At 31.6% G+C, this 22,987-nt stretch carries 6 protein-coding genes; 1 reads left to right on the top strand and 5 read right to left on the bottom strand.

The features are described from left to right. Positions 1 to 212: 212 nt before the first annotated feature. The 4 genes from DYE58_RS05220 to pdxR all read right to left on the bottom strand — a co-directional run bounded on the left by DYE58_RS05220 (position 213) and on the right by pdxR (position 19,727). Positions 213 to 10,892, bottom strand: coding sequence for a SpaA isopeptide-forming pilin-related protein (locus DYE58_RS05220; RefSeq protein ID WP_115312080.1), 10,680 nt, complete (start codon positions 10,890 to 10,892; stop codon positions 213 to 215). 349 nt (positions 10,893 to 11,241) lie between these two features. After that, positions 11,242 to 11,553 (bottom strand): hypothetical protein, encoded by a 312-nt coding sequence (locus tag DYE58_RS05225; RefSeq protein WP_115312081.1) that lies wholly within the window; start codon positions 11,551 to 11,553, stop codon positions 11,242 to 11,244. 2,645 nt (positions 11,554 to 14,198) lie between these two features. Beyond that, positions 14,199 to 16,361 (bottom strand): hypothetical protein, encoded by a 2,163-nt coding sequence (locus DYE58_RS05230; RefSeq protein ID WP_004820199.1) that lies wholly within the window; start codon positions 16,359 to 16,361, stop codon positions 14,199 to 14,201. Positions 16,362 to 18,368: 2,007 nt separating this feature from the next. Continuing rightward, positions 18,369 to 19,727 (bottom strand): MocR-like pyridoxine biosynthesis transcription factor PdxR, encoded by a 1,359-nt coding sequence (gene pdxR / locus DYE58_RS05235; protein WP_004820196.1) that lies wholly within the window; start codon positions 19,725 to 19,727, stop codon positions 18,369 to 18,371. Positions 19,728 to 19,816: 89 nt separating this feature from the next. On the opposite strand from pdxR, the gene pdxS reads away from it, so the two are divergent. Continuing rightward, a complete protein-coding gene (pdxS, locus tag DYE58_RS05240) occupies positions 19,817 to 20,677 on the top strand; it encodes a pyridoxal 5'-phosphate synthase lyase subunit PdxS (protein WP_004820195.1) in 861 nt (286 codons plus the stop codon). Between the two features lie 220 nt (positions 20,678 to 20,897). Here pdxS and DYE58_RS05245 read toward each other — a convergent pair whose 3' ends face one another. After that, complete coding sequence (locus tag DYE58_RS05245) at positions 20,898 to 22,868, bottom strand: S-layer homology domain-containing protein (protein WP_004820192.1); 1,971 nt, start codon at positions 22,866 to 22,868, stop codon at positions 20,898 to 20,900. Positions 22,869 to 22,987: the final 119 nt, after the last annotated feature.

The following is a 22,987-nucleotide window of genomic DNA, read 5'->3' on the forward strand; positions in this document are numbered from 1 at the left end:
CTCTCCTTAAGTGTTTTAAAATTTTTAATATACGTATTATATGTAGTAATTTAAATTACTACATATAATTCTCTTTTGTTGTTTTAATTTTTTTCAATTTTTATCTTTAGTATTGCTTGTTTTAGCTTTGATGAGAAAATTTTTAATCTTCTCCCATCAAAGCCCTTTATTCTCTCTTCAAAAATGACTTTCTGCAAAGTGGGGGTAACTTTTTAATTTGTCCCACCCCCTTTGTTATCATACTTCCTCTTTCTAAGCTCATACCAAGCAAGAGCCATCAAACTAACCCCCGCTCCAACAAACGGAACAGTCCCCATTCCACCTGTTAATGGATAAACAGGTTTAGTTTTGGTGTTTACTATCTTATGAATAGTTCCATCACTTTCTGTTAGTTGTATCCCATTATAAGTTTTTACTTTTTTTATTTCACCTATATCATTTACTGTAAATGTTGCTACTTCTAATTCACTTCCTATTTCAGGATATCCGGCCGGTGCTTTTGTTTCGTAGAGTTGATAATCTCCCGGCGATAATTTTTCAAAAATAAATTCATTAGTCGAAGTATTGCCAATAGAATTTATTTCCTTAACGACATCATTTATTTTCTTTAATTTGAATTCTGCTCCCTTTAAGGCTTCTCCATTTTCATTTACTTTGTAAAATTTAATTTTATTTGGATAGTTTATAACTGTCTTTTCTGTTGGTGTAATTGGAGCTTTTTTATTTGTTACTGTTATTTCATTTTTGGAGCCATCGACAATAGACAATAAATCATCTGAAGCACCAGATTTTTTTATAACATTTATTATATTTCCCTTATCATCAACGGTTATTTGAACTTTCCATGGTGACGATGGTTTCTGATATCCGCTTGGAGTTATAACTTCTTCTAGGATGTAGTCTCCTGCCTTTATCTTTGTGAAGTATAGTGTACCCTTACTAATATTGTTTTGAGAATCCTGGCCTGTTTTAGCATATTGAAGGTATTTTTCTTCTCCTTCTACGCTTGTAAGTTTAAAGACAGCACCATCAATAGCTGTATTATCTTCACTATCTTTTTTAACCAATTTTATGGCCTTGCTATAATTTATAGTTGCACTTGGTTTAGCTTGGATAATTTCGTCGTTAAATCCTATTACTTCACCATTGCCTCTTCTCATAGAAGCAAATAATCTTATTGGAATATCTCCCGTTTCATATGGTGCTTTTATCCTTATAACGTACCCATATTGTTTTGGATTATTTCCTTCTCCGCCACCATTTATTGTTAATACTTTTGCTTGTCCATAAGTTGCAGGCCTATCTTCTACCGAATAATCTGTGCTTACTGTTAATTTTTGCTCAGTTTGTAATGAAGCTTCTGTCAACCCAAAACTTTCCGGCATTATATCAGGGTTTAGCTTTTCTGTATTAATAAGAGACTCAAATGGATGCTTTACTTTATAGATACTAATATCCGTTTCACTATTAAATAAATCAATAGCAGAAAAGCGATAATAAGGGTACAATTGATTACCAGTATTAGTATATAATCCCACTGTTATTTTATCTTGAGGCAATTTTTCACCATAAAGATAAACATAACTTATTGTATAAGGACTTGGATTTTCTTTTTTTATTGGCTCACCTTTAGAGTCCAACTTTGGTCTACCTGTTGCTAGATCAAGTTCAATCTTATCCGTATTGTAGTAGATAGCAGACCCTATATTATCATTACTTCTTTTGGCTCTTATAGAAAATCCACTATAATCAACACTAATTTGATTTTCATATACTTTTTCAACTGCAGTTTGTGCTAGTTCATTATCCTTACCCTTTGAAGGAATTGTATTTTTTATAGTAAGTAAAGCATTTTCTTTAACCTTATCCCTATTTACATAAAGTGGTGCTTCTATTTCTATCTCAAAATCTTGTTTATTGTTAACTGCACTAGTCAAGGTATACTTGTAAGTGTTGTCTCCATTTTTATTAGTAACTTTTATTAATTCTTCTCCCAAATATGATTTTATTGGAAGTATTTCGTCTTCTATCATCTTGTTACCTAGTCTATTTAAATTTTCATCATAGGTAATATAGAAATAGTCTCCTTCTTTAGCTTGTGCCGGTAAATTTATTTTAAATTTAACCTTGAGATATTCACCCTTATTCGGATAGACTGTGGCTTGATTATTGTCATTGCTTGATACTAGTTCATAGTCACTTACTTCAAGTTTTTTTATTAATTGACCGTCAAATACATTTTTATCTCTTTCTTTTTCTTTGTCTCCTTCACCAACTATAGTGCTTGTTGTATTAAATAATTCGTCAGGATCACCATCTTCTTTCAATTCTTCTCTATCTAATATATCAAATACTTTTCTATCTATTACTTGAGTATTGCCACTTTGATGAACTATTACCACATAATCATCACTTGCCTTGTAACCATCAGGAGATTTTGTTTCTTTAAGTATATAAAGCCCTGGTAACAGTCCAGTAAACTCTATACCATTTACATCTTCTATCTTTTTCTTTACAGATTCAAAGCTTTCAGGTAATTTTTCATTTTCTTTTTTAGACAAGGTAAACTCAGAACCAAGTATAAATTGTTGGTTTTCATTATTTTTCTTTAATCTAAACTTGCCTTTCCCTGAAAATTTTGTGTTTATAACTTTATGAATATCTTCATTAGATTGAACCAATTTTATACCATTATAAATCATTACATTGGTTATAGTTCCATCTTCTTTAACAGTGAAACTTGCTGCAGTTTGATCTGCAGGTGCTGAGAAGTCTTCTGGAGTTTGTGTTTCCTTCACTAAATAATTCCCTGATGAAAGTTTTTCATATTTTATAATGCTTCCAGATTTTTCAGAATTTTCAACCTCAATGTCACCTTTAAATAATTTAAATTTTGCACCATTTAAAGAATTTCCTTGGGCATCAACCTTGTAGAAAGTGATTTCGTTTTTGTAGTTTCTAAATAGTACTTCTGGCGATACATAAGGGCCTTTTTTATTTTTAATAGTTACAAAATTATCTTTAATTTCTACACTATCATCTGCATTTGTATAGTAGTTACTTACTGTCACATTCTGATTGTCAACATCAATATAAAGTTTCCAAGACTCTGACTTCAGTTTCTCATATCCCTTTGGCGGACTAATTTCTGTTAAAACATACTGGTTATTGCCTTGTTTCAAGCCTGTAAATACAAGTTCCCCTTTTGAATTGGTAGTCCTTGTTTGACTATAATTAGGATTCCCAGAAGTCCCTCCTTGTGTCAAAGTAAATGTTGCTCCTGGTAAGAAATTCTTCCCACTCTCATCTGTCTTTTTGATGATTATTTTTGGAATTTTCTTGATTTCTGCTTGACTTGATCCTTTATCTACACCAATTCCATAAACAAATGATAATGGTCGCAAATATCCGTAATAATCATAATTTTGTATGCTTGATGTTACACTTATATCTTGCTGTTTTTGTAATATTTTTGCTCCTGTTATCTTAACATTATATCTATTAGAATTACGATCCCCAGGTAAAGTTATATCTATACCTCCCTTAGTTTTATCTACTTTATCTGAGTTTACAAGATTTGAAAAATCCATAATCCCCGGTCCAAAGGATGCCGGCCTTTCCTTACTTTCTCCAATGTACCCATAACCATCTTTTTTTGAGATCACTATGTCAGCATTTGTAAAGTCAAGATTACCAGCTTCTATTGTTAGAATAGGATTCGCTATTCCATAGGTGGATGCTTGTACATAGATATCAACCTCTTGAGCTTTAGGATATATAAACGGCACATGGCCTACTTCAATATAATGAGTACTGCTCTTATATTGACCATAATAAATATTATCAAACTTAAAAGAGTCCTGTTTTTTTCCTGCTATGGTATTGATGAACGTTTTAGAAATATCGTCATTTGTCCAAATTTTATTTCTGTCTATATAGAGCGGTCTTGTTCCAGATAGAATTAATTTTTCACCTTGTTTAAATTTATCTGTTACTTTATAAATGAATTGATATGATTCATCAATGTAAGATGTTCCTATATGTTCCGCTACAGTTTCCCCTTTCTCATCAATAAACGGCTCTTGAGTCCTATCTTCAAGAGAAACCCCTCTCATATTTAAATTTTTATCTAATTTAATTGTAAATGTATCTCCTGGCATTGTATCCTCAGGAAATTCTAAATTAAAATCCATCCAGAAAACTCTTCTGTGCGCATCGAATCCACTTTCACTAATATTTTTATACATTTTATATCCAGTTATGTCAATTCTACCATCAAGGTTCATTGGTGTTGTTCTTGACTTTGATTCATCTATATCAATATTTGGTTTTGTAATATCGCCTTCTATTGGATATTTTTCTGGCGTATATTTATCAGCATCTACAATGAATGTGTTTCCATTTTTTTGTACTACAACTACAAACTTTCTAACATCTTTAACATATCCATCAGGCGACTTTGTTTCTTCAAGGTCATAAGTTCCCGGTGGAAGATTGTCAAAGTCGACCTTTCCATTTTTTTGCGTTGTCTTTGTTTGAGCTTGGAAATCCTCCTTTACTTGATGTGTTTCCGGCAATGGAGTTTTACTATCTCCATAGCTCATCTTTTTAGAAAGTTTAAAAGTAGCCTCTACTAATAAGTTTTCACCACTTTCATCCGTCTTATGAATTATAAACTTTCCATATTTGATATCTTCTTTTTCGTTTTTAATCTCTAGTTCTATCTTATTTGACGTATAAGTTGAACCAGTTCCCAATGAAGAGCTATCATAAGTAGCTATTCCTGAAATCATACTAACTCTACTTGATGGATTATTATTTACCAAGCTAGCAACTTGCGCCAAGTAGGTTCCTTGAATTTGTCCTTGTGGATAAATCATATTGCTATCAACAACTACAACATATTTGTCAGTACCGATATTATCAAATTGAACTGTAGCCTTTCCATAGTCAATTTTTATTTTATCTTTAAATTGGTCAGTTACGTCCTCCAGCTTATCTTTCTCATAGATAACTGCATTTGATAGACTTTGTCCAGATTTTACTTTGTAGACTTTTATTGCTGTTGCAATTGGTGAAATATTTGCTTTTATATAGCCATTTTTGTAATTACTATCTACATAAGGTGTAATTTCCAAATGTGTTGGAACTGTAATATTACTTCCCTTTTGGTTTACATATATAACTTGACTATACTTACCGTTTTGGTCATTGGTATAATCAAATGAAGCATTCATATTTAAACCATCATTACTTGACTCTCCTTCACTATATGAAACTTGCTTATTAATTGTGCCGACTGTATTTCCAACACTGGCTTTAAAGTCATAGCTTCCATTATTTTTAGCACCATATACATCTACTGAATAATCAAGTTTAAAAGAAAATTTTACACTTTGTAAGTCTTTTACAAAGGTATATCTGATTATTTTTTCGCCACCTAGAGAACTTTTTAAAAGTGTAGGCACCGCAATCTTTTCCCCAGCAATATCTGTAATAGTAGGTTGGTTTGGCTTGTCAGGTTGGAGCATGTTATAGTGAATGGTCTCTGAAATCTTTAGGTCAAAATAATCTCCGGCTTTTACATCTGTTGCTGTAAAATCGCCTTCAATTAAGATACCGTTTGAGTCTTTCCCAATTTCTAATGGACCATTTGGTGCTTTAGGTGTGGATAATGTTATGGTTCCGTTAAGTTTATTTGATATATCTTCCCCTTTTACTTCTTGTGGAGTTACATTATCCTTTTTCTCATTGACAAATATTGAACCCGTTGGTGAAACATATACGTTCCACTCTGTTTCTATCTTCTTGTATTTATCAGGAGCTTTGGTCTCTTTTAATATATATTCTCCCGGTGGTATATTATCAAATGTTGCTATACCATTTGTTGTCGATTCAGCTGTAAGGGTTTTTGTGCCATCTTTTTTAGTAAGAGTAAATTCTGCTCCTTGCAATTCTTTGTTATCAGCTTTATCTGTTTTCTTTATAATTAACTTAGCAAAGATTTCATTTGAAATAGTTGCTGTAGCTACAGTAACTTGGTGTTTGGTTATATGAGTACCTATATCGGCTGATGTAACATTTCCATTTTTATCAAGACCAGTTATATATTCCTTGACATAAAAATCTCTATTTTCATCAAACATTGATTTTGAAATTATACTATTAAAACCTAAGTTTGTTATCTTTAATTTATTATACCTATTTATCAAGGAATTATTTACATTCCCTAGCCAAGATTCACTATACGTGTAATTGAAAACTTTATTAATATTTGTACTAGATAGTTCTCTTAAAGCTCTATCAGCATTACTCCCATAATAGCTACCTTCAAATAATGTTATAAGAATATTTTCGGTATTTGGACTGTCTCCAAAAATTTGAGCTGTCTTTGTAAATGCTTGATCCATCCAGCCTTCAGCATTATTGTTATCTGGAAATTTGAAGTCTCCGCCTATATTAAAGGTCACTACATTTGTATTTTTTGGAGTAGTCCCTGCTAAAATAATACTTACTTTTCCTTTTAGCCCTGGTGTGTTTTTAAATGCATCATATATACTTGCTGCCGTTGTTCTATAATGGCTATATCTTTCGGTAGTTCCCTTTGGATATCTGTTCTCCACGGCTATAACTATATTAAGTTCTTTGCCATCATATGATAAAAGTGTTTTTTTGTCATTTTCAACAGATATATCTTTAGAAAGATTTGTGTCTGATTTAATGCTTGTATTTCCAGCATTATCAACAGTAATTGTTGCGGTTTCTTCAGTTTTAGTATAGCCATCAGGTGCTTCTGTTTCTTTTAATGTATAGATACCAGGTGACAAATTATCGATTGTCAAACCCTCTTCGTTATCCTTTAATTCTATAGTTCTACTTGTTCCATTTCCTTCTAATGAGAACTTAGCACCTTTTAGTGGTCTTCCATTTTTATCAGTCTTTTTAAGAATAAATTTACCCAAAGGGCCATCTGGATTTTTAGGGTTTTCTACAACAAAAACGTCTACTCCGTAATTATTTGATGTGGAGTCTTTTTTTATCAATTCTCCATCTATATTTATTTGTCCATCATTATCCACTCTAACTTTTGCAATTTTATCTGTTTTTTGATAGCCAATTGGCGCCTCTTCTTCTTTTAGTGTGTATTCTCCTTGAGGTATATTTGAAAAAGTTATTTCTCCTTCATAATTTCCTACTTGTTCTTTATTAAAAGTTCCAGAACTATTTTTCAAACTAAATTTAGCTCCAGGTAATCTATTATTTGTTCCTTCTTCAAGTTTAAGTAGTTTAAATTGTGCACCCACACTATAAGGAATTATTTTCTTTTCAATTTTATAACTAATAAGATTTTGGAACGTTTCGTTATTTACAGGTTTAAATACACGTATTTCAACTCTATTATAGTCTTGTGGTTGAACGTTTTGAGACTTCTCATATATCTCATTCATAGCTTCAATCAGTTTTCCTTGATCTTGTGTATTGGTAATATGCTTCTTTATTGCAACGTAAGTATCATCACCATCTGTATATCTCCAAATCACACCTTGAATCATATGATAAAAAGTTTGTTCTTTATTCCCACCTGTTAAGTTTACGTCTTTCAGCAGACTTTCTTTATTTGTATCGGCATAATAAATAGCCTGCTTAATCTTTTTTATTAGTTCTTCATTATTAGTATAATTTTTATTCGTTATTAACGAGCTAATGTTATCTATACTAGTTTCTTCAAAAGGATATTTTGTACCAAAACTAGGGAATGTTTTATTTGTGTTTATGCATAGAGCTTTTTCCCATTTACCATCTTTATCCTCAACACTTAAATAACTACCTCTTGCAGAAATAAAACCTCTATAATTTCCTTCTTGTCCACCTTGGGTTTTCAAAGATATTGTTCTTGATTGTTTCTCGCCAATAGATGAATTATTATATGACAATGTCATAGTTTGTTCTTGAGACACTGAATTTATTTTTGTAACAATCTTATATTCTCCACTTGAGTTATTAGGTGTCAATGTAAAATTATATTTCGACTTATTAACCAAATTACTTTTTAATTCTGGACCTGATATAGTGTTAGCTTCTGTTACATTTTGTCCATTACCTAATGTGATTTCAATTTTTGCATTCTTTGAAACATCCGTTGCCTTGATAGTCCATGTGATTGTATTTCCTTCAAGCTCTCCTCTAGCTTCTATTTGTCCATTACCTATTATTATTGGTACAGCACTATCCCATATATTTGTATTTATAGTTCTAAAATTATTTAGTTTTTGGCTTATACTCAGTTCGTCAGTTCTTAATTCAATTTTTTTAGAAATAGAATTGCCATTTTTACTTTTCTCTTCTATTTCTAATAAAATATTGCTGTTTTTTGTTTCCTTTACACTTTCTGCACTCTTTTCTTTTATGATAAAGAATATATATTTATATCCTACTTCTAAATCTTCTGATAACAGCACCGGATTTGTAACCTTTTCTGCATTTCCTGAAACTCTGTATTTTAAATTGTCTACAGTGATATCTTTTTCATCAAATCCGTTAGTTTTTACTATTCTATCTACTTTTATATTGTCCGATGTTTTTGTCAGCGAGTTTATAAAGCTTAATTTTACTTCTTTAATATCAGACATTTTTTTCACATCTAGTGTGACTGTATATATAGATTTATTTTCGTCTAAATTAAGTCCCCAATGAGATACATCTATATTATTTTTATCTCCTATCGAAGTTATTTTTGAGTAGTCTTGAACAAGTGTTATTGGAACATATAATTTTTGATAGTCCTTATAAGCTATACTTATATGTGTTTCTACCGGTTTGGCTATTTTTTTTGTTCGCTCTAATTCTTCTTTTAAATTTCCCTTTTCTCTCTCCAACTCATTTTTGTCAATTGTTACATCTTTTTCTATATCCTTATATGTAACAATTTTTGATTTTGAGTTTTCATCTTTTATAAAAAATACATAATCTTTTAAATTTAATTCGTCTGTTACTGACAAGTTAAGTTTATCTACTGATAAAAGACTTATTATCTTTTCTTTTTTACTTGCAAGATAGTCTCTTATCTCCTTAGTTTCAGTTATAGAAAGTTTTCCATCAGGAACTGTATGTTCCGCCTTGGGGTCTACTATCTCTGTTTTAAGTTCTGCTATAGCTATCTCGCCGGGTGCAAGTTCAATTGTCTCTACTGTGTTTGACTTAAAGTTTTCTTTTAATTCTTCTGCACGATTTAATCTTTCCACTATTACATCTGTAGGGATTGTGCTTATTGTTTCTGGTTTTGGTTCTACTTTTTCTTTTGGTTCTGTGTTAGTTTCTGTTGTGTCTTCTACTTTTGGTGATGAGTTCTCTTCTATTGTCGTTTCTGTCTCTTGTCTTTTAGGTACTCCATTTTCAGCTTCAAGGCCTTCAGCTGCTATGCTTGCTGCCAGTGTTGTGCTTGCTGTTGCCGTCGGTGCCGTCTTTACTATTTGTGGTACTTCTTCTGTATTTTCTGTTTGTTCTTTTGATTTTGTTTGTTGTTCTTCCGGTTGTTCTATTTCTTGTGATTGGTTTATTTCCGGTTGATCTGTTGTTTTATTTTCTTGAGTTATTTTTTCTTCCTCAACTGTTTTTTGAGCAAGTTTAAACATGCCAAAAGTTGTCATTTCGTTTTTGGACTCTATTTCTTTCTCAACTTTTTGTACTTGATTTATCTTTGCCGATTCTTCTGATAATGATTCTATCTCTCTTACTTCTTTTTCAGCTAAGACTTCTTCATATCCTTTTTCTGTAAGTTTGTATTTTTTTATTTGTATTGGGTTTGTTATTTTTTGTGATTTATCAGGTGTAAGGTCTATTGTGACATTTTGTAGTTCATCTGTTGTATTTACAACTGTCTTTAGCCAGTTTATTGTGTTTTCTCTTTGAATTCCATTGGTTAGAACGGCATTGTATGTGATTGTGTTATCTGTGTTTATTGTAAATGTCTTATAAGAATTTTTGATTTCTCGTCCTATTTTTGTTTCTGTTCTGATTGTCAGTGTATATGAATTTTGTTGTGCTAGTATAGGTGTTTTTACTATTGTTTGCGTCACTTTGTTCGGTACTAGACTGTTTACTTCTGATGTTTCTTGTATTGGACTTGAGATATTTCCTGTTGTTATTCTCTGTATTTGGTTTTGTATATCTCTGTAAGTTATGTTTGTGTATGGGTTGTATGTGTTTTCGCCTTCTGTTGTGTCAAATTTTCTTGTCTCTATTAGCGGGTAGTTTAGCCCTGCATCTCTTATTGTGATGAAGTTATTTGTCTGTTCTAGGGCTTCTCCTTCTGTTTTTGTTTTGTACACCCATGTTATGCTTTCTGCTTTTCCTGTTTCGTCTTTGTTTATTATTGCTTCTATTTTATTTGTTAGTGTTGTGTTGCCTATTACTTCCGGCGTCTCTAGATAGTTTGTGCTTCCTTCTATTAGGTTTTCTTCTATTGTTGGTTCTTTTCCTAAGTAGTTTTCTATGTTGTTCCAGTCTAAGCCGTAGTTGTTGTTTTTTATTATTTCTCTCAGTGCATCGCCCTGTGGTTGGTTTTGAATTTTTTTCATGTCAAAAATCATAGGTTGGGTTTCAGCTTGTGTGTTCACTTCACCTATGTTTTCTTTTTCTTGTATGTTTTTTACTGTTTTCGACTTATTGTTTTCTTCTGCAGTTTCTTTTGCAGATTCCAATATTATCTCAGTTTCGCTATTTTTATTTTTTTCTTCGGAATACTGTTGGTCATTACTTTCTACAAGACTTCCCGTTGTGTCACCAACCAAATTAGCTGCTCTATCGTCCATCCCTGCTGCTATTACTTCTATAGGAAGAGCTCCTATCATTGTTATTATAGCTAATAAAAATATTCCTATTCTCTTACTCAATTTTAAATCCTCCACAAATTTTTAATACAATCTAATTTAAACTTCAAATATTATATACTATATTTATATTTTTTTAAACCCTTATTTGAAAAGTTCTCAGTATTTATCTAAGATTTATTATTTTTTAATTTTTTCTGAATTTTTCAATGATTTATCGAATTATTATTTTCAGCTTTCCTTCATTGATTTTATAGGGTTTTATTTAACTATTTTTGTCTCTTTAATATTTTGCCAAGATTTTTTATTTAAAAGTGAGTTTTTATTTGCTGTTTTAAATTTGTAAGTTGTTTTAATATGTTGAGTTTTCGTTATTCCTTTTAATTTGCTTTTTTTATTTTTTATATTTAAATTATATTTTTAGTTTAATCGTTTCTATCAGTTCAAATTTTTCTACGATGTACCTATTCTTTATTATCGTGAATATTTGAGTTTGTTTTTTATATACTTGATCTATTATTTTTTGATTTCCCACATATTCAACTGCGTTTTTATAATATTCATAGCTATAAGGCATTGAATATATTTTTTTAAATTTATTGTCTTCGTTATATTTTATAAATGCTAATTTAGCTTCAATGTGTTGAGCCAATTTTATCTTTGCCCTTTTTATTTTTTCTAACACGCATTTTGTCATCTCAACTTCTGAGTCTTCTATAACCATTTTCCAAATATAATTTTTTCAAGTCTCTTCTATTATTCTTATTCTGTGCTCTGTGCTATTTTATAACTTTTGTAGCTGTGTGTTTCATTTTGCAGCTCAATGCTCGTCTGTCTTAAAAATGTTGTGTGAGTTCCCATTTCATAGATGTATTCATACTTTTTTGTTTTTTCAGGCAAGATATTTTATTGTTCTTTAAATATTTTTTAGTTTTATTTATGGGTCGTTGTCACGAGCAAAGCTGCAAATATCGGCTAATTACAATTTTAATTGATTAATTTTACTTGAAATATAAACAATGTATGGTCAGCACGTTTTTGTGATATTGGTTATGGAATTAAAATAAAATGGATAAATTGAAAAAGTGGATAAGAAAGAAGTATAGGCCCGCCCGTTTATATTATTTTATATTTTAGAAATTTTATTTGCATTATATTCTTAACGTAGGGGCGGCACGTTTTTGCAAGATAAATAATGAATTAAAAAATAAATGGACAAATTGAAAAGATGGATAAGAAAGAAATACAGGCCCGCCCGTTTATATTATTTTATATTTTAGAAATTTTATTTGCATTATATTCTTAACGTAGGGGCGGCACGTTTTTGTGATATTGGTTATGGAATTAAAATGAAATGGATGAATTGAAAAGTGGTTAAGAAGAAATATAGGTCCGCCCGTTTATATTATTTTATATTTTAGAAATTTTATTTGCATTATATTCTTAACATAGGGGCGGCACGTTTTTGTGATATTGGTTATGGAATTAAAATAAAATGGATGAATTGAAAAAGTGGTTAAGAAAGAAATATAGGCCCGCCCGTATTTTCGTTTTTGGGATTCGTTTTAGATTTGTTAATTTTTTTGAATGTGATATAATGTGTTTAAAGAGGACACCGTTTAAGACGGTCGCCCTAAGGGTTTATTTTAATAAAAAACCACCTATGGTTGCAATACAGGTGGTTTTTTTATATCCTAATTTACTTTAATAGTGTTAGGATGGCTATTATAAGTGTTGTTATCTTTATCACTAATAATAAGATTTCATAATCACTCATAATACACCTCCCAATTTTGATATTGGGCAACCATCTGTATGTCCTCATCTTTATTATAGTCATTTATTTTTTATTTTCAATTTATTGGTCCTTTTTTGGTTGACGGGCGGGCCTATATTGTTTTGTTATTTATATTTTTATTTTTCTATTTTTGTTTTTATTCTTTATTTTTCTTGCAGTCACGTGCCGCCCCTACGGTTGTTGTTTATATTGATATTTTTAAAATTTTTTATATTTCGTTTTATTGTGTTGACGGGCGGGCCTATATTGTTTTGTTATTTATTATTTTTATTTTTCTATTTTTGTTTTGATTTTTTATTTTTCTTGCAGCCACGTGCCGCCCCTACGGTTATTGGTTATGTTCGTATTTTTTATAAATATACAATTTGGTTTTGGTGTATCAATCTCTCTGTCACATTCGTGAGACATAAGTTTTTTATTGCCGGATTTGTTTTGGATTTGTTAAATTTTTTGAATGTGGTATAATGTGTTTAAAGAGGACACCGTTTAAGACGGTTTGCTCGTTGTATAGGTTTTTTATTTATACCTATCTGTAGTGCAAATACAGATAGGTATTTTGCTGTCTATTTCTTTTTTTGAAATAGGGCTATGATAGTTACAGCTAATGTTAGATACATAAGCATTATGCTTAGTATTTCAAATTTACTCATACTATCACCCCCAATCTTTGTTGATTGGAGCAAACCATCTGTATGTCCTCATCTTTATTATAGTCATTTATTTTTTATTTTCAATTTATTGGTCCTTTTTTGGTTGACGGGCGGGCCTATATTGTTTTATTATTTATTATTTTTATTTGTTTAATTTTGTTTTGATTTTTTATTTTTCTTGCAGCCACGTGCCGCCCCTACGGTTTTTGAAATTGTCGGTGTTGACGGGCGGGCCTATATTGTTTTGTTATTTATATTTTTTATTTTTCTATTTTTGTTTTAATTTTTTATTTTTTTGTGGATACGTGCCGCCCCTACTGGTTTTGAAATTATCGGTGTTGACGGGCGGGCCTATATTGTTTTGTTATTTATTATTTTTATTTGTTTAATTTTGTTTTGATTTTTTATTTTTCTTGCAGCCACGTGCCGCCCCTACGGTTTTTGAAATTGTCGGTGTTGACGGGTGGGCCTATATTGTTTTGTTATTTATTATTTTTATTTGTTTAATTTTGTTTTGATTTTTTATTTTTCTTGCAGCCACGTACCGCCCCTACGGTTTTTGAAATTGTCGGTGTTGACGGGCGGGCCTATATTGTTTTGTTATTTATATTTTTTATTTTTCTATTTTTGTTTTAATTCTTTATTTTTTTTGTGGATACGTGCCGCCCCTACTGGTTTTGAAATTATCGGTGTTGACGGGCGGGCCTATATTGTTTTGTTATTTATTATTTTTATTTTTCTATTTTTGTTTTTATTCTTTATTTTTTTTGTGAATACGTCGCCCCTACGGTTTTTGAAATTGTCGGTGTTGACGGGCGGGCCTATATTGTTTTGTTATTTATTATTTTTATTTGTTTAATTTTGTTTTGATTTTTTATTTTTCTTGCAGTCACGTCGCCCCTACGGTTATTGGTTATATTCTTATTTTTTATTTTCCGGGTTATATTGTCTGTATATTCTATCTAAGTCATTAGATCTGGTTTCTAAATATTCTACCAATTTATCTATTATTTCATCTTCTTTTCCAACGCCTAAAATAACATCTAAGTCTTTTCTTACATTTCCACCGTTTAAGATAAGTCTTTTAATTTTCTCTTGATCCTCTAAACTTACATCTTTATCTCCGTTTCTCAGCATATCCATTGTTCTATTTGATCTTTCGCTAAATTCCCCTATGGCTGTATGGATTCTATCTAGATTGCTTGGAGATAAGTTTTCTCTGCGATCAACTTCAGGTAAATTAAATCTAATTCTTTCATAAATACTTTCAGGAGCTGTCTCAATCACTTGGGATGCTCTTTTATCATCTACTTCTACTTGAGTTTGTTCAGCATCTGTATGTTGTTCTTCTAAAACTTGAACTTCTTTTACTTCTACAGCTTGCGTATCTTCGCTTACTTTTTGTCCCATGCCGGAAGCTGACACCGGGCTGATTATTGAGTGTGGAGGTTTTTCTTTTCCTTGTTGTTCTATCCTTAAAGCCTGTTGAGCCGCCTCAGATTTTTCTACTATCTTTACTTCAGAAGCTTGCTCGCTTGCCACAGCGCCTGTTTCTTCAGTCTTAGCTTCAATTTCTATATTTTGTTCCATTACTTTAAAATCTTCAGCTTTTGAAATAGTTCCTTGTAAGACAAGATGACTTCCTTCATTTTCTACTTTAGCTATAGGTGCAGCAGCTTCTGTCTTCTTCACATCTTCATAGTGTTCTTTTTCGGTGTTTTGTTCAATTCTGTCTCTATCCTCTATTCCGGTAGCTTTTGGCAATACTGTACCTGTGTCTTCATTGTTTCCCTCTTCAAGTTTAGCAATTATTTCTTTAATTTTCGATTCATCATTAAAATCTATATTGTCAAAATTTATGCCTAATTTGTTTAATCTCTCTATTTGAGCTTTTGTCAACATAGTTATTTTATCTAATGAATCATCATCTTCAGCATCTACATCCATATTCCATTTAGGAGAATTGTTAGGAACTTCTTTAATGATTTCTAACGGTTTTATTTCCATTCCGGCAGATGCTTCTTCTACTTGTTGTTCAATCTGTTGTTTTAATGTGTTTAAATAACTTATTCTTTTGTCATCAGTGTCTTTAATTTTTTCATAATCTCGTTCATCTAATCCCTTAAGGTCTTTAGGTCTAACTTTGCCTATAGCTTTAAAGAAGTCATTTAATGCTCCGTCTAAATTATCTTTAGCTTCTCTTGCCATTCTCAAATTTACTATTCCATTGAGCCATAATCTATCCCTGGCATTATATAAATCATTATCTGTTATATAGTTATAATAATCTTCTTTTACTTCCCCACCTGCTATACCTAGAGATAAATTCTTTTCTATTTCTAACATCTCTCTAGCTTCTTTTGCATCTAACGCATAATCAGATTTTAAAATAGCCATTATTTGATTATGCTTATTATAAATTTCTCGCATTATATCATTGTACTCTTTAAATTTAGAATCTCTACGATAGTACATTCTCCATAATCTATCGTCATCTGTATTATAAATATCTATATATCTTCCTAGATCTTCTTTTTTAATATTTTCTCTATCTATCTCTTTAATAAAATCTTTCATTGCCTTATTTATTTGAGACTTTACGTATTCAAACATTCCTACATCTAATTGATCTAAACCAGCTGTCAGGTATTCGTTAGCTATTTTTGCATTATTTTTTTCTTTTAAAGGCATATCTTTATTCCCTACTATTTTCCTATATTTTTGTATAAAATCAGTCTTTTGTTCGATGCTCTTCTTCTGCATAATCTTAAGAAAATTTGTATATGCCCCTATTTCATCTACATATCTATTTAAAGCCTCTAGATATTCCGGTTGATCATATTCTCTTTGATTGGCTAAATTATTAGCTTGAAAAATTAAATTATCCAATTCTTTAAAAGCTTGTCTAGCCCAATGATCTTTATCTATACGACCTCCCCTAGAATAATTTTTCACTTCCGCTTCAACATCTCTATATGTTCTATTTACTATTGCACTTACATTTGTTGAAGATAATATCATAACCCACAGAGATATTATCGCCACTGTCTTTCTCAATTTTCTGCTATTAAAATTTATTTTCATCTCTTCTCCTATTTCAATTTATTTTTGCTTATATTTAAGCCACTTATTGTTACATAATTTAGTACACTTTCGTTTTGTAAATATACCCTATGATTTTTAATTTCGCAATAGATTTCAACTAATCATACTGTTTTTTAAATGTTTCCGCTTATATTTTTTAAATACTTTTCTTCGTATTTATTTTCAAACTAATTTCTTAAAATTTTCTTGACTTATGTTCCATATTAAAAAAGTGTACTTTCCAAAACAAAAAAGTCCTCAAATGTAGTATTTAAGAACTTCTAATAATTTATGTGCTGTTTTTCTATTTTGCAAAAAATATTAAAGTATAAGTCAATCAATTCATGTAAACAAATTTTCATTTCACCAATTTATTTTATATAAATCGCCTGACCTATACTATTTTGTTATTTATTATTTTTATTTGTTTGTCTATATATTAATTCTCTATTTTTCTAGTGGATACCTGCCACCATTACACTTGTTGGATAGTCATGTTTTCTATATTTTTATATTTCGTTTTATTTTGGTTTGCGGATAGGTCTCACGCATTTGTGTTTATTAACCTCGTACGATTTTGAAAGCATGGTTGTTTTTGCGAGGTCCGCCCGTTAATGACATATGAAACAAATTTATAGGCCAGTTTTTTGTTTGCGTGAAATGATTTATGTTTTTTATATTTCGTTATTGATGGTGGATGGATCGATATCATCATTTAGTATTCGTGTGAGTCTGAAGGATTTTATAAATGCATATTTTTATTGAGGGCGGGCCTATACTGTTTTGTTATTTATATTTTTTATTTTTCTATTTTTGTTTTAATTCTTTATTTTTTTTGTAGCCACGTGCCGCCCCTACGGTTGTTGTTTATATTCGTATTTTTTATAAATATACAATTTGGTTTTGGTGTATCAATCTCTCTGTCACATTCGTGAGACATAAGTTTTTTATTGCCGGATTTGTTTTGGATTTGTTAAATTTTTTTAATGTGGTATAATGTGTTTAAAGAGGACACCGTTTAAGACGGTCGCCCTAAAGGTTTATTTTAATAAAAAACCACCTATGGTCGCGATACAGGTGGTATTTTTATATCCTAATTTACTTTAATAGTGTTAGGATGGCTATTATAAGTGTTGTTATCTTTATCACTAATGATAAGATTTCATAATCACTCATAATACACCTCCCAATTTTGATATTGGGCGACCATCTGTATGTCCTCATCTTTATTATAGTCATTTATTTTTTATTTTCAATTTATTGGTCCTTTTTTGGTTGACGGGCGGGCCTTTGTTGTTTTGATGTTTAAGTTTTTTATTTGTCTATTGTTTTTTAATTTCATAAATTTTCTTGCAGTCACGTGCCGCCCCTACGGTTGTTGTTTATATTGATATTTTTAAAATTTTTGATATTTCATTTTATTATGTTGACGGGCGGACCTTTGTTGTTTTGTTATTTATATTTTTTATTTTTCTATTTTTGTTTTAATTCTTTATTTTTCTTGCAGTCACGTGCCGCCCCTACGGTTATTGGTTATATTCGTATTTTTTATAAATATGCAATTTGGTTTTGGTGTATCAATCTCTCTGTCACATTCGTGAGACATAAGTTTTTTATTGCCGGATTTGTTTTGGATTTGTTAAATTTTTTGAATGTGGTATAATGTGTTTAAAGAGGACACCGTTTAAGACGGTCACCCTATGTGATATTTTTATTTAATACCATCTGTAGTGATGATACAGGTGGTATTTTTATATCCTAATTTACTTTAATAGTGTTAGGATGGCTATTATAAGTGTTGTTATCTTTATCACTAATGATAAGATTTCATAATCACTCATAATACACCTCCCAATTTTGATATTGGGTGACCATCTGTATGTCCTCATCTTTATTATAGTCATTTATTTTTTATTTTCAATTTATTGGTCCTTTTTTGGTTGACGGGCGGACCTCGCTTCTCTCGTACCGCCCCTACGGTGTAATAATTTTATTTTATGCATGGTCTTAATAACTAATAATCTCCAACAAGTTTCTGATCGCTTCTTTTAATTTTTCTTCTTTTAATCCACCAAAACCTATTATCAAATCTCTTTCGTATTTTCCTTGCGAGCTATAATCGGCAACTGTATTTAGTTTGATTGAATTTTTTGACAACTTCTCTTTTAAATTTTTCAAGTTCCAGATTTTTTCGTCAACTCTCATTACAAAGTATGTGCCGGCATCGGCTCCCAATATTTCAATGCCTTCTCTTTTCAATTCTTTTATTATCACACTTCTCTTTTTTCTGTAATGTGCATTCATTCTATTGATATGTTTTTCAAATGCTCCGGTTGCCATAAATCTTTCCAAAATATTTTGCTGAATAATTGAAGCTCCTGAGGTTGTGATTTGAATTTTATCGTATTTTTCTTTTAGCTTTTGTGGTAATACCAAGTATGAAACTCCTAAAAATTTGCCTACTATTTTTGAAAATGAGCCGGATAATATAACTTTGTCGTCTTTATCCAAACTCTTTAGGGCAGGTATTGGATTTCCGGCGTATTTGAAATCGCTGTCGTAGTCATCTTCAACTATGTATCTACAATTTTTATCTGCCCATTCGAGCAATCTCTGCCTACGTCTTAAAACCATAATTGTACCTGTTGGAAATTGATGGTTCGGTGTGACTATTGCTATATTTGCATTTGTCTTCTCCAAGTCTGCAACTGAAAAACCATATTTATCAAGGGGGATTCTATTTATTTTTTCGCTTAAACCATTTATTAAGTCCATTGTCTTGTTGTACCCCGGGTCTTCTACTGCAAATACGGGTTTGTCTATTAAAGACATGAGTATAAAAATATGTTCTCCATATCCACCTGTTATAATTATATTCTCCGGCGATACCACCACTCCTCTATGTTCTTTTAAATATTTTGCTATCTCAATTCTAAGCGTCCAAATCCCACCTTTTGGCAATGAAAAGTTTTTTAGGGAGTTTTCAATTGCTTCATTTGAGCATTTTTTAAGTATTGAAATTGGAAGTTTATCGGCATCTATTAAACTATGGGAAAAATTATATTTATATTCTGTAGCTGTTCTTTCTTCAAATACTATTTCAGGCTCGGGCATTTTCAATCTTTCTGCGTACAATTTATCTACAAAAAAACCTCGTCTTTGGTCTGAAACAATATAACCTTCTTCGGTGAGTTGGTCGTATGCAGTTTTGACTGTGTTAAGACTCACTCCCAAGTGTTGCGCCAATGAACGCCTTGATGGAAGTTTATCTTTCCATTTTAAATTTCCATTTTTTATTTCGTCTCTAAAGTATGTATAGATTTGTTCGTATAAATTTTTATTTTCTTCAAAGTGTATTGTAATCATATCTGGGTCCTTTATTTTTTATTCTTTTGAATCTTTCTACAGTTTCATTTTACCATTATAATCGTCTTATATAAACATGGAGGTATGAAATGACTAAATATTCTAGAGAAGAAATACATAATCAATTAGCCGGCGGAGTTATCATGGATGTAACTAATCCTGAACAAGCTAAGATTGCTGAAGCTGCGGGTGCTGTTGCCGTAATGGCGCTTGAAAGAGTGCCTGCTGATATAAGGGCTGCCGGTGGTGTGAGCCGTATGAGTGATCCTCAAATAATTCTCGATATAATGAATGCAGTTTCAATCCCGGTTATGGCTAAGGCGAGGATCGGACATTTTGTGGAGGCACAAATTCTTGAGTCTTTGGGGATTGACTATATAGACGAATCTGAAGTTCTTTCTCCCGCAGACCATGAACACCACATATACAAGAGAGTTTTTAACACTCCTTTCGTTTGCGGTTGTAGAAATTTGGGTGAGGCTCTTAGAAGAATTTCCGAGGGTGCCGCAATGATTCGTACAAAGGGTGAAGCCGGGACCGGAGACGTTGTACAAGCTGTTACTCACATGAGAACTATCCAAAGGGAAATGGCTGAGGTTGCTGCGCTTCGTCCTGATGAGTTGTATCACAGAGCCAAGTTACTTCAAGTGCCTGTTGATTTACTTGAATATGTGCACAAAAACAGAAAGTTACCTGTTTTAAATTTCTCTGCCGGCGGAGTTGCTACTCCTGCTGATGCTGCTCTTATGAGACAACTTGGTGCTGAGGGTGTGTTTGTTGGAAGCGGTATTTTCAAGAGCGGTAATCCTGAAAAGCGTGCTCAGGCAATTGTTAAGGCTGTTGCCAATTTTGATAATCCATCTGTTATTGCTGAGGTTTCTAAAAATCTTGGTGAAGCTATGGTTGGTATTAATGAAGATGAAATTGAAATTTTGATGGCTGAAAGATAATTTTATTGTGTTGGTTTTATGGGCGGTTGTTCCGCCCATTTTTTATTGGTTTTTATTTGGTTGGCGGGCGGGCCTATGCTTTTTTACTATCTATTATTTTCTTGCAGATACGTGCCGCCCCTACGTTTGTTGGTTATATTTATATTTTTTATATTTTGTTTTATTGCACAAAAAGAGACTCAAATTTGAGCCTCTTTAATTTGACACAGACTATTTAATTTTATCTAAGACCTCTTGAATAATAGTTTCCATAAATTGTTCTTCCATAGTTATCTCTAACTTCAAGAACACTCCAATCTCCATTAGAAAGTCTTGTTCCAATGACCTCTACTAAATCTCCTCTATTAATTGCCCTACCATTATCATAAGTTGTTTGAAGTGTAAATGAGTCATTGTTTCGTATATAGTTATTATCTGAATCTTTTACAGTTAAGTAGTAAGTTGTTCCGGCTTGATTAAATGTCGGGTCAATCCTGACATCATCTACTATGGCTCTTACTCGGAAATTAGAACCTCTTTCCAAAATCTCAACCAGCTTAGCATAGTTGCCACGCTCTCTAACTACGCTAACTTCTCTTCCTTGAAGGTCTCTTGGTGATAATTGCGTTCTTCCAATTCCATTTTCTCTGTAGTCTGTATTTCTACTTGTGTAAACTGTTTCAATATTTCCATTAAATGTTCTCACGTCAATTTTGTAACCATCGTAATCTTGGCGAACATCCACTATAGTACCTGTTAAGTTTTGTCCATTTACATAACCATTCCCAACGTTTGTTACTATTTTATAGTTTGTTGATAGTGTTATTCTTTCGCCTCTTCGAAGGTTGTCAAATAATCTTGTGTTTGTGTAGAATGGATTGTTTCTATTCAATTCACTTCCGTAGAATGTATAAGTTTTACCGTCTTGAAGTTTTATTTTTATATATTCTCTTGTTGTTGAGGACCCGTAATAAACGTCTGTTATTTCTCCTGTTACTCTTCCATTTTTAGGATATGCTACAACTTCTGAAACTTTTCCTGAGTTATCTGTTTTAAATTCCACTAAATCATCAAGTTGCAATTGAGATACTCTTGTTTCAACTCCCAGCGAATAAACTTTTGCCTTATTAGCTAAAGTAAATGTTGCTGTATCTGTTGTTGAAATTTGAGTTGCTGTTGTTGTATCTACTTTGCTGTCATCTACTCTGTACTTAGCTGTGAAACCGTCTTGCGCTCTATTTGTAATATAACCGACTAAATTCTTAGCTGAGTTTGTAACTTCCAATGTTGTGATTACATTGTTTGTGCTTTCATCTCCGGATTTTTGATATGTTACTTTAACTTCTTGATCCGGTTTCAAGTCTGTAAATTTCCAAGTTGTTCCATTGCTTGTAATCTTAGTGTTTGAATTTGTCTTTAATTGAATTGTAGATTTATTGCTTTGCTCAATAATAACTGTATCTACATTACTGATATTTGTAGCAACTACTATTTTCCCTGTAATCGTTGTAAGTTCAGGTGCTTTTTTCTTATTAGTCTTTAGATAGTCATAGGAAAGTTTAGTGATTTTTGCCATCTCACTTCTTCTTATACTTCTCGTTCCTTCGAACTTACCGTCTGAACCTGTTGATGAGAAAACTCCTTCTTTTACTAAATTAGCTAGGTATCCTCTTGTTGAACTTGGTATTGAGTTTTTATCTTCGTGTCTTAGGTATGATTCATCTCCTGTAGAAGATAATTTAAGGGCTCTTGCAAAGTAAACTGCGATAGTGTTTCTGTCAGGAACTATTTTACCTTTTTCTTCGCCTATAAATCCTTTTGTTGCTGCTTCTTTAACTGTTGCTTCTGAAAATACATTGTTTTCAATTGCAATTGCAAACGCATCTCTCGCCCATTCCGGAACTTTCGCTTCTTCTAATAAAGATTTATACTTAGCTCTTGCAGATGAAATTTCTGAACTGCTTGGACTCAAAAGACCTTTTATAAGTTCAACCGTCTCTTCTAAACTAACTGAATTATCCGGCTTAAATTCTCCGCTTGGATAGCCATTTATAATCCCTCTATCGCTAAGTTCGTCTATATACCCGTAAGCCCAACTATAAGGACCGTTTTTGGCAACGTCTTTGAATTCTTTAGCACTAACTAAACTTGGAGCAAGCACAACAGCACATAATCCAATTGAAAGTGCTTTTGTAATCTTATTTATTCGCATTTAAAAAACCTCCCTTGTTTTTTGTTATTATACCACATGTACATATAATTAATGTTACAAGATTGTTTCAATAAATTTAAAATAGTGCTAATATAGTTTTAAGATAGATATTTACTGTC

Origin of the sequence: Peptoniphilus indolicus (assembly GCF_900454665.1) — a bacterium.
In the GTDB taxonomy this organism is placed as follows: Bacteria; Bacillota; Clostridia; order Tissierellales; family Peptoniphilaceae; genus Peptoniphilus; species Peptoniphilus indolicus.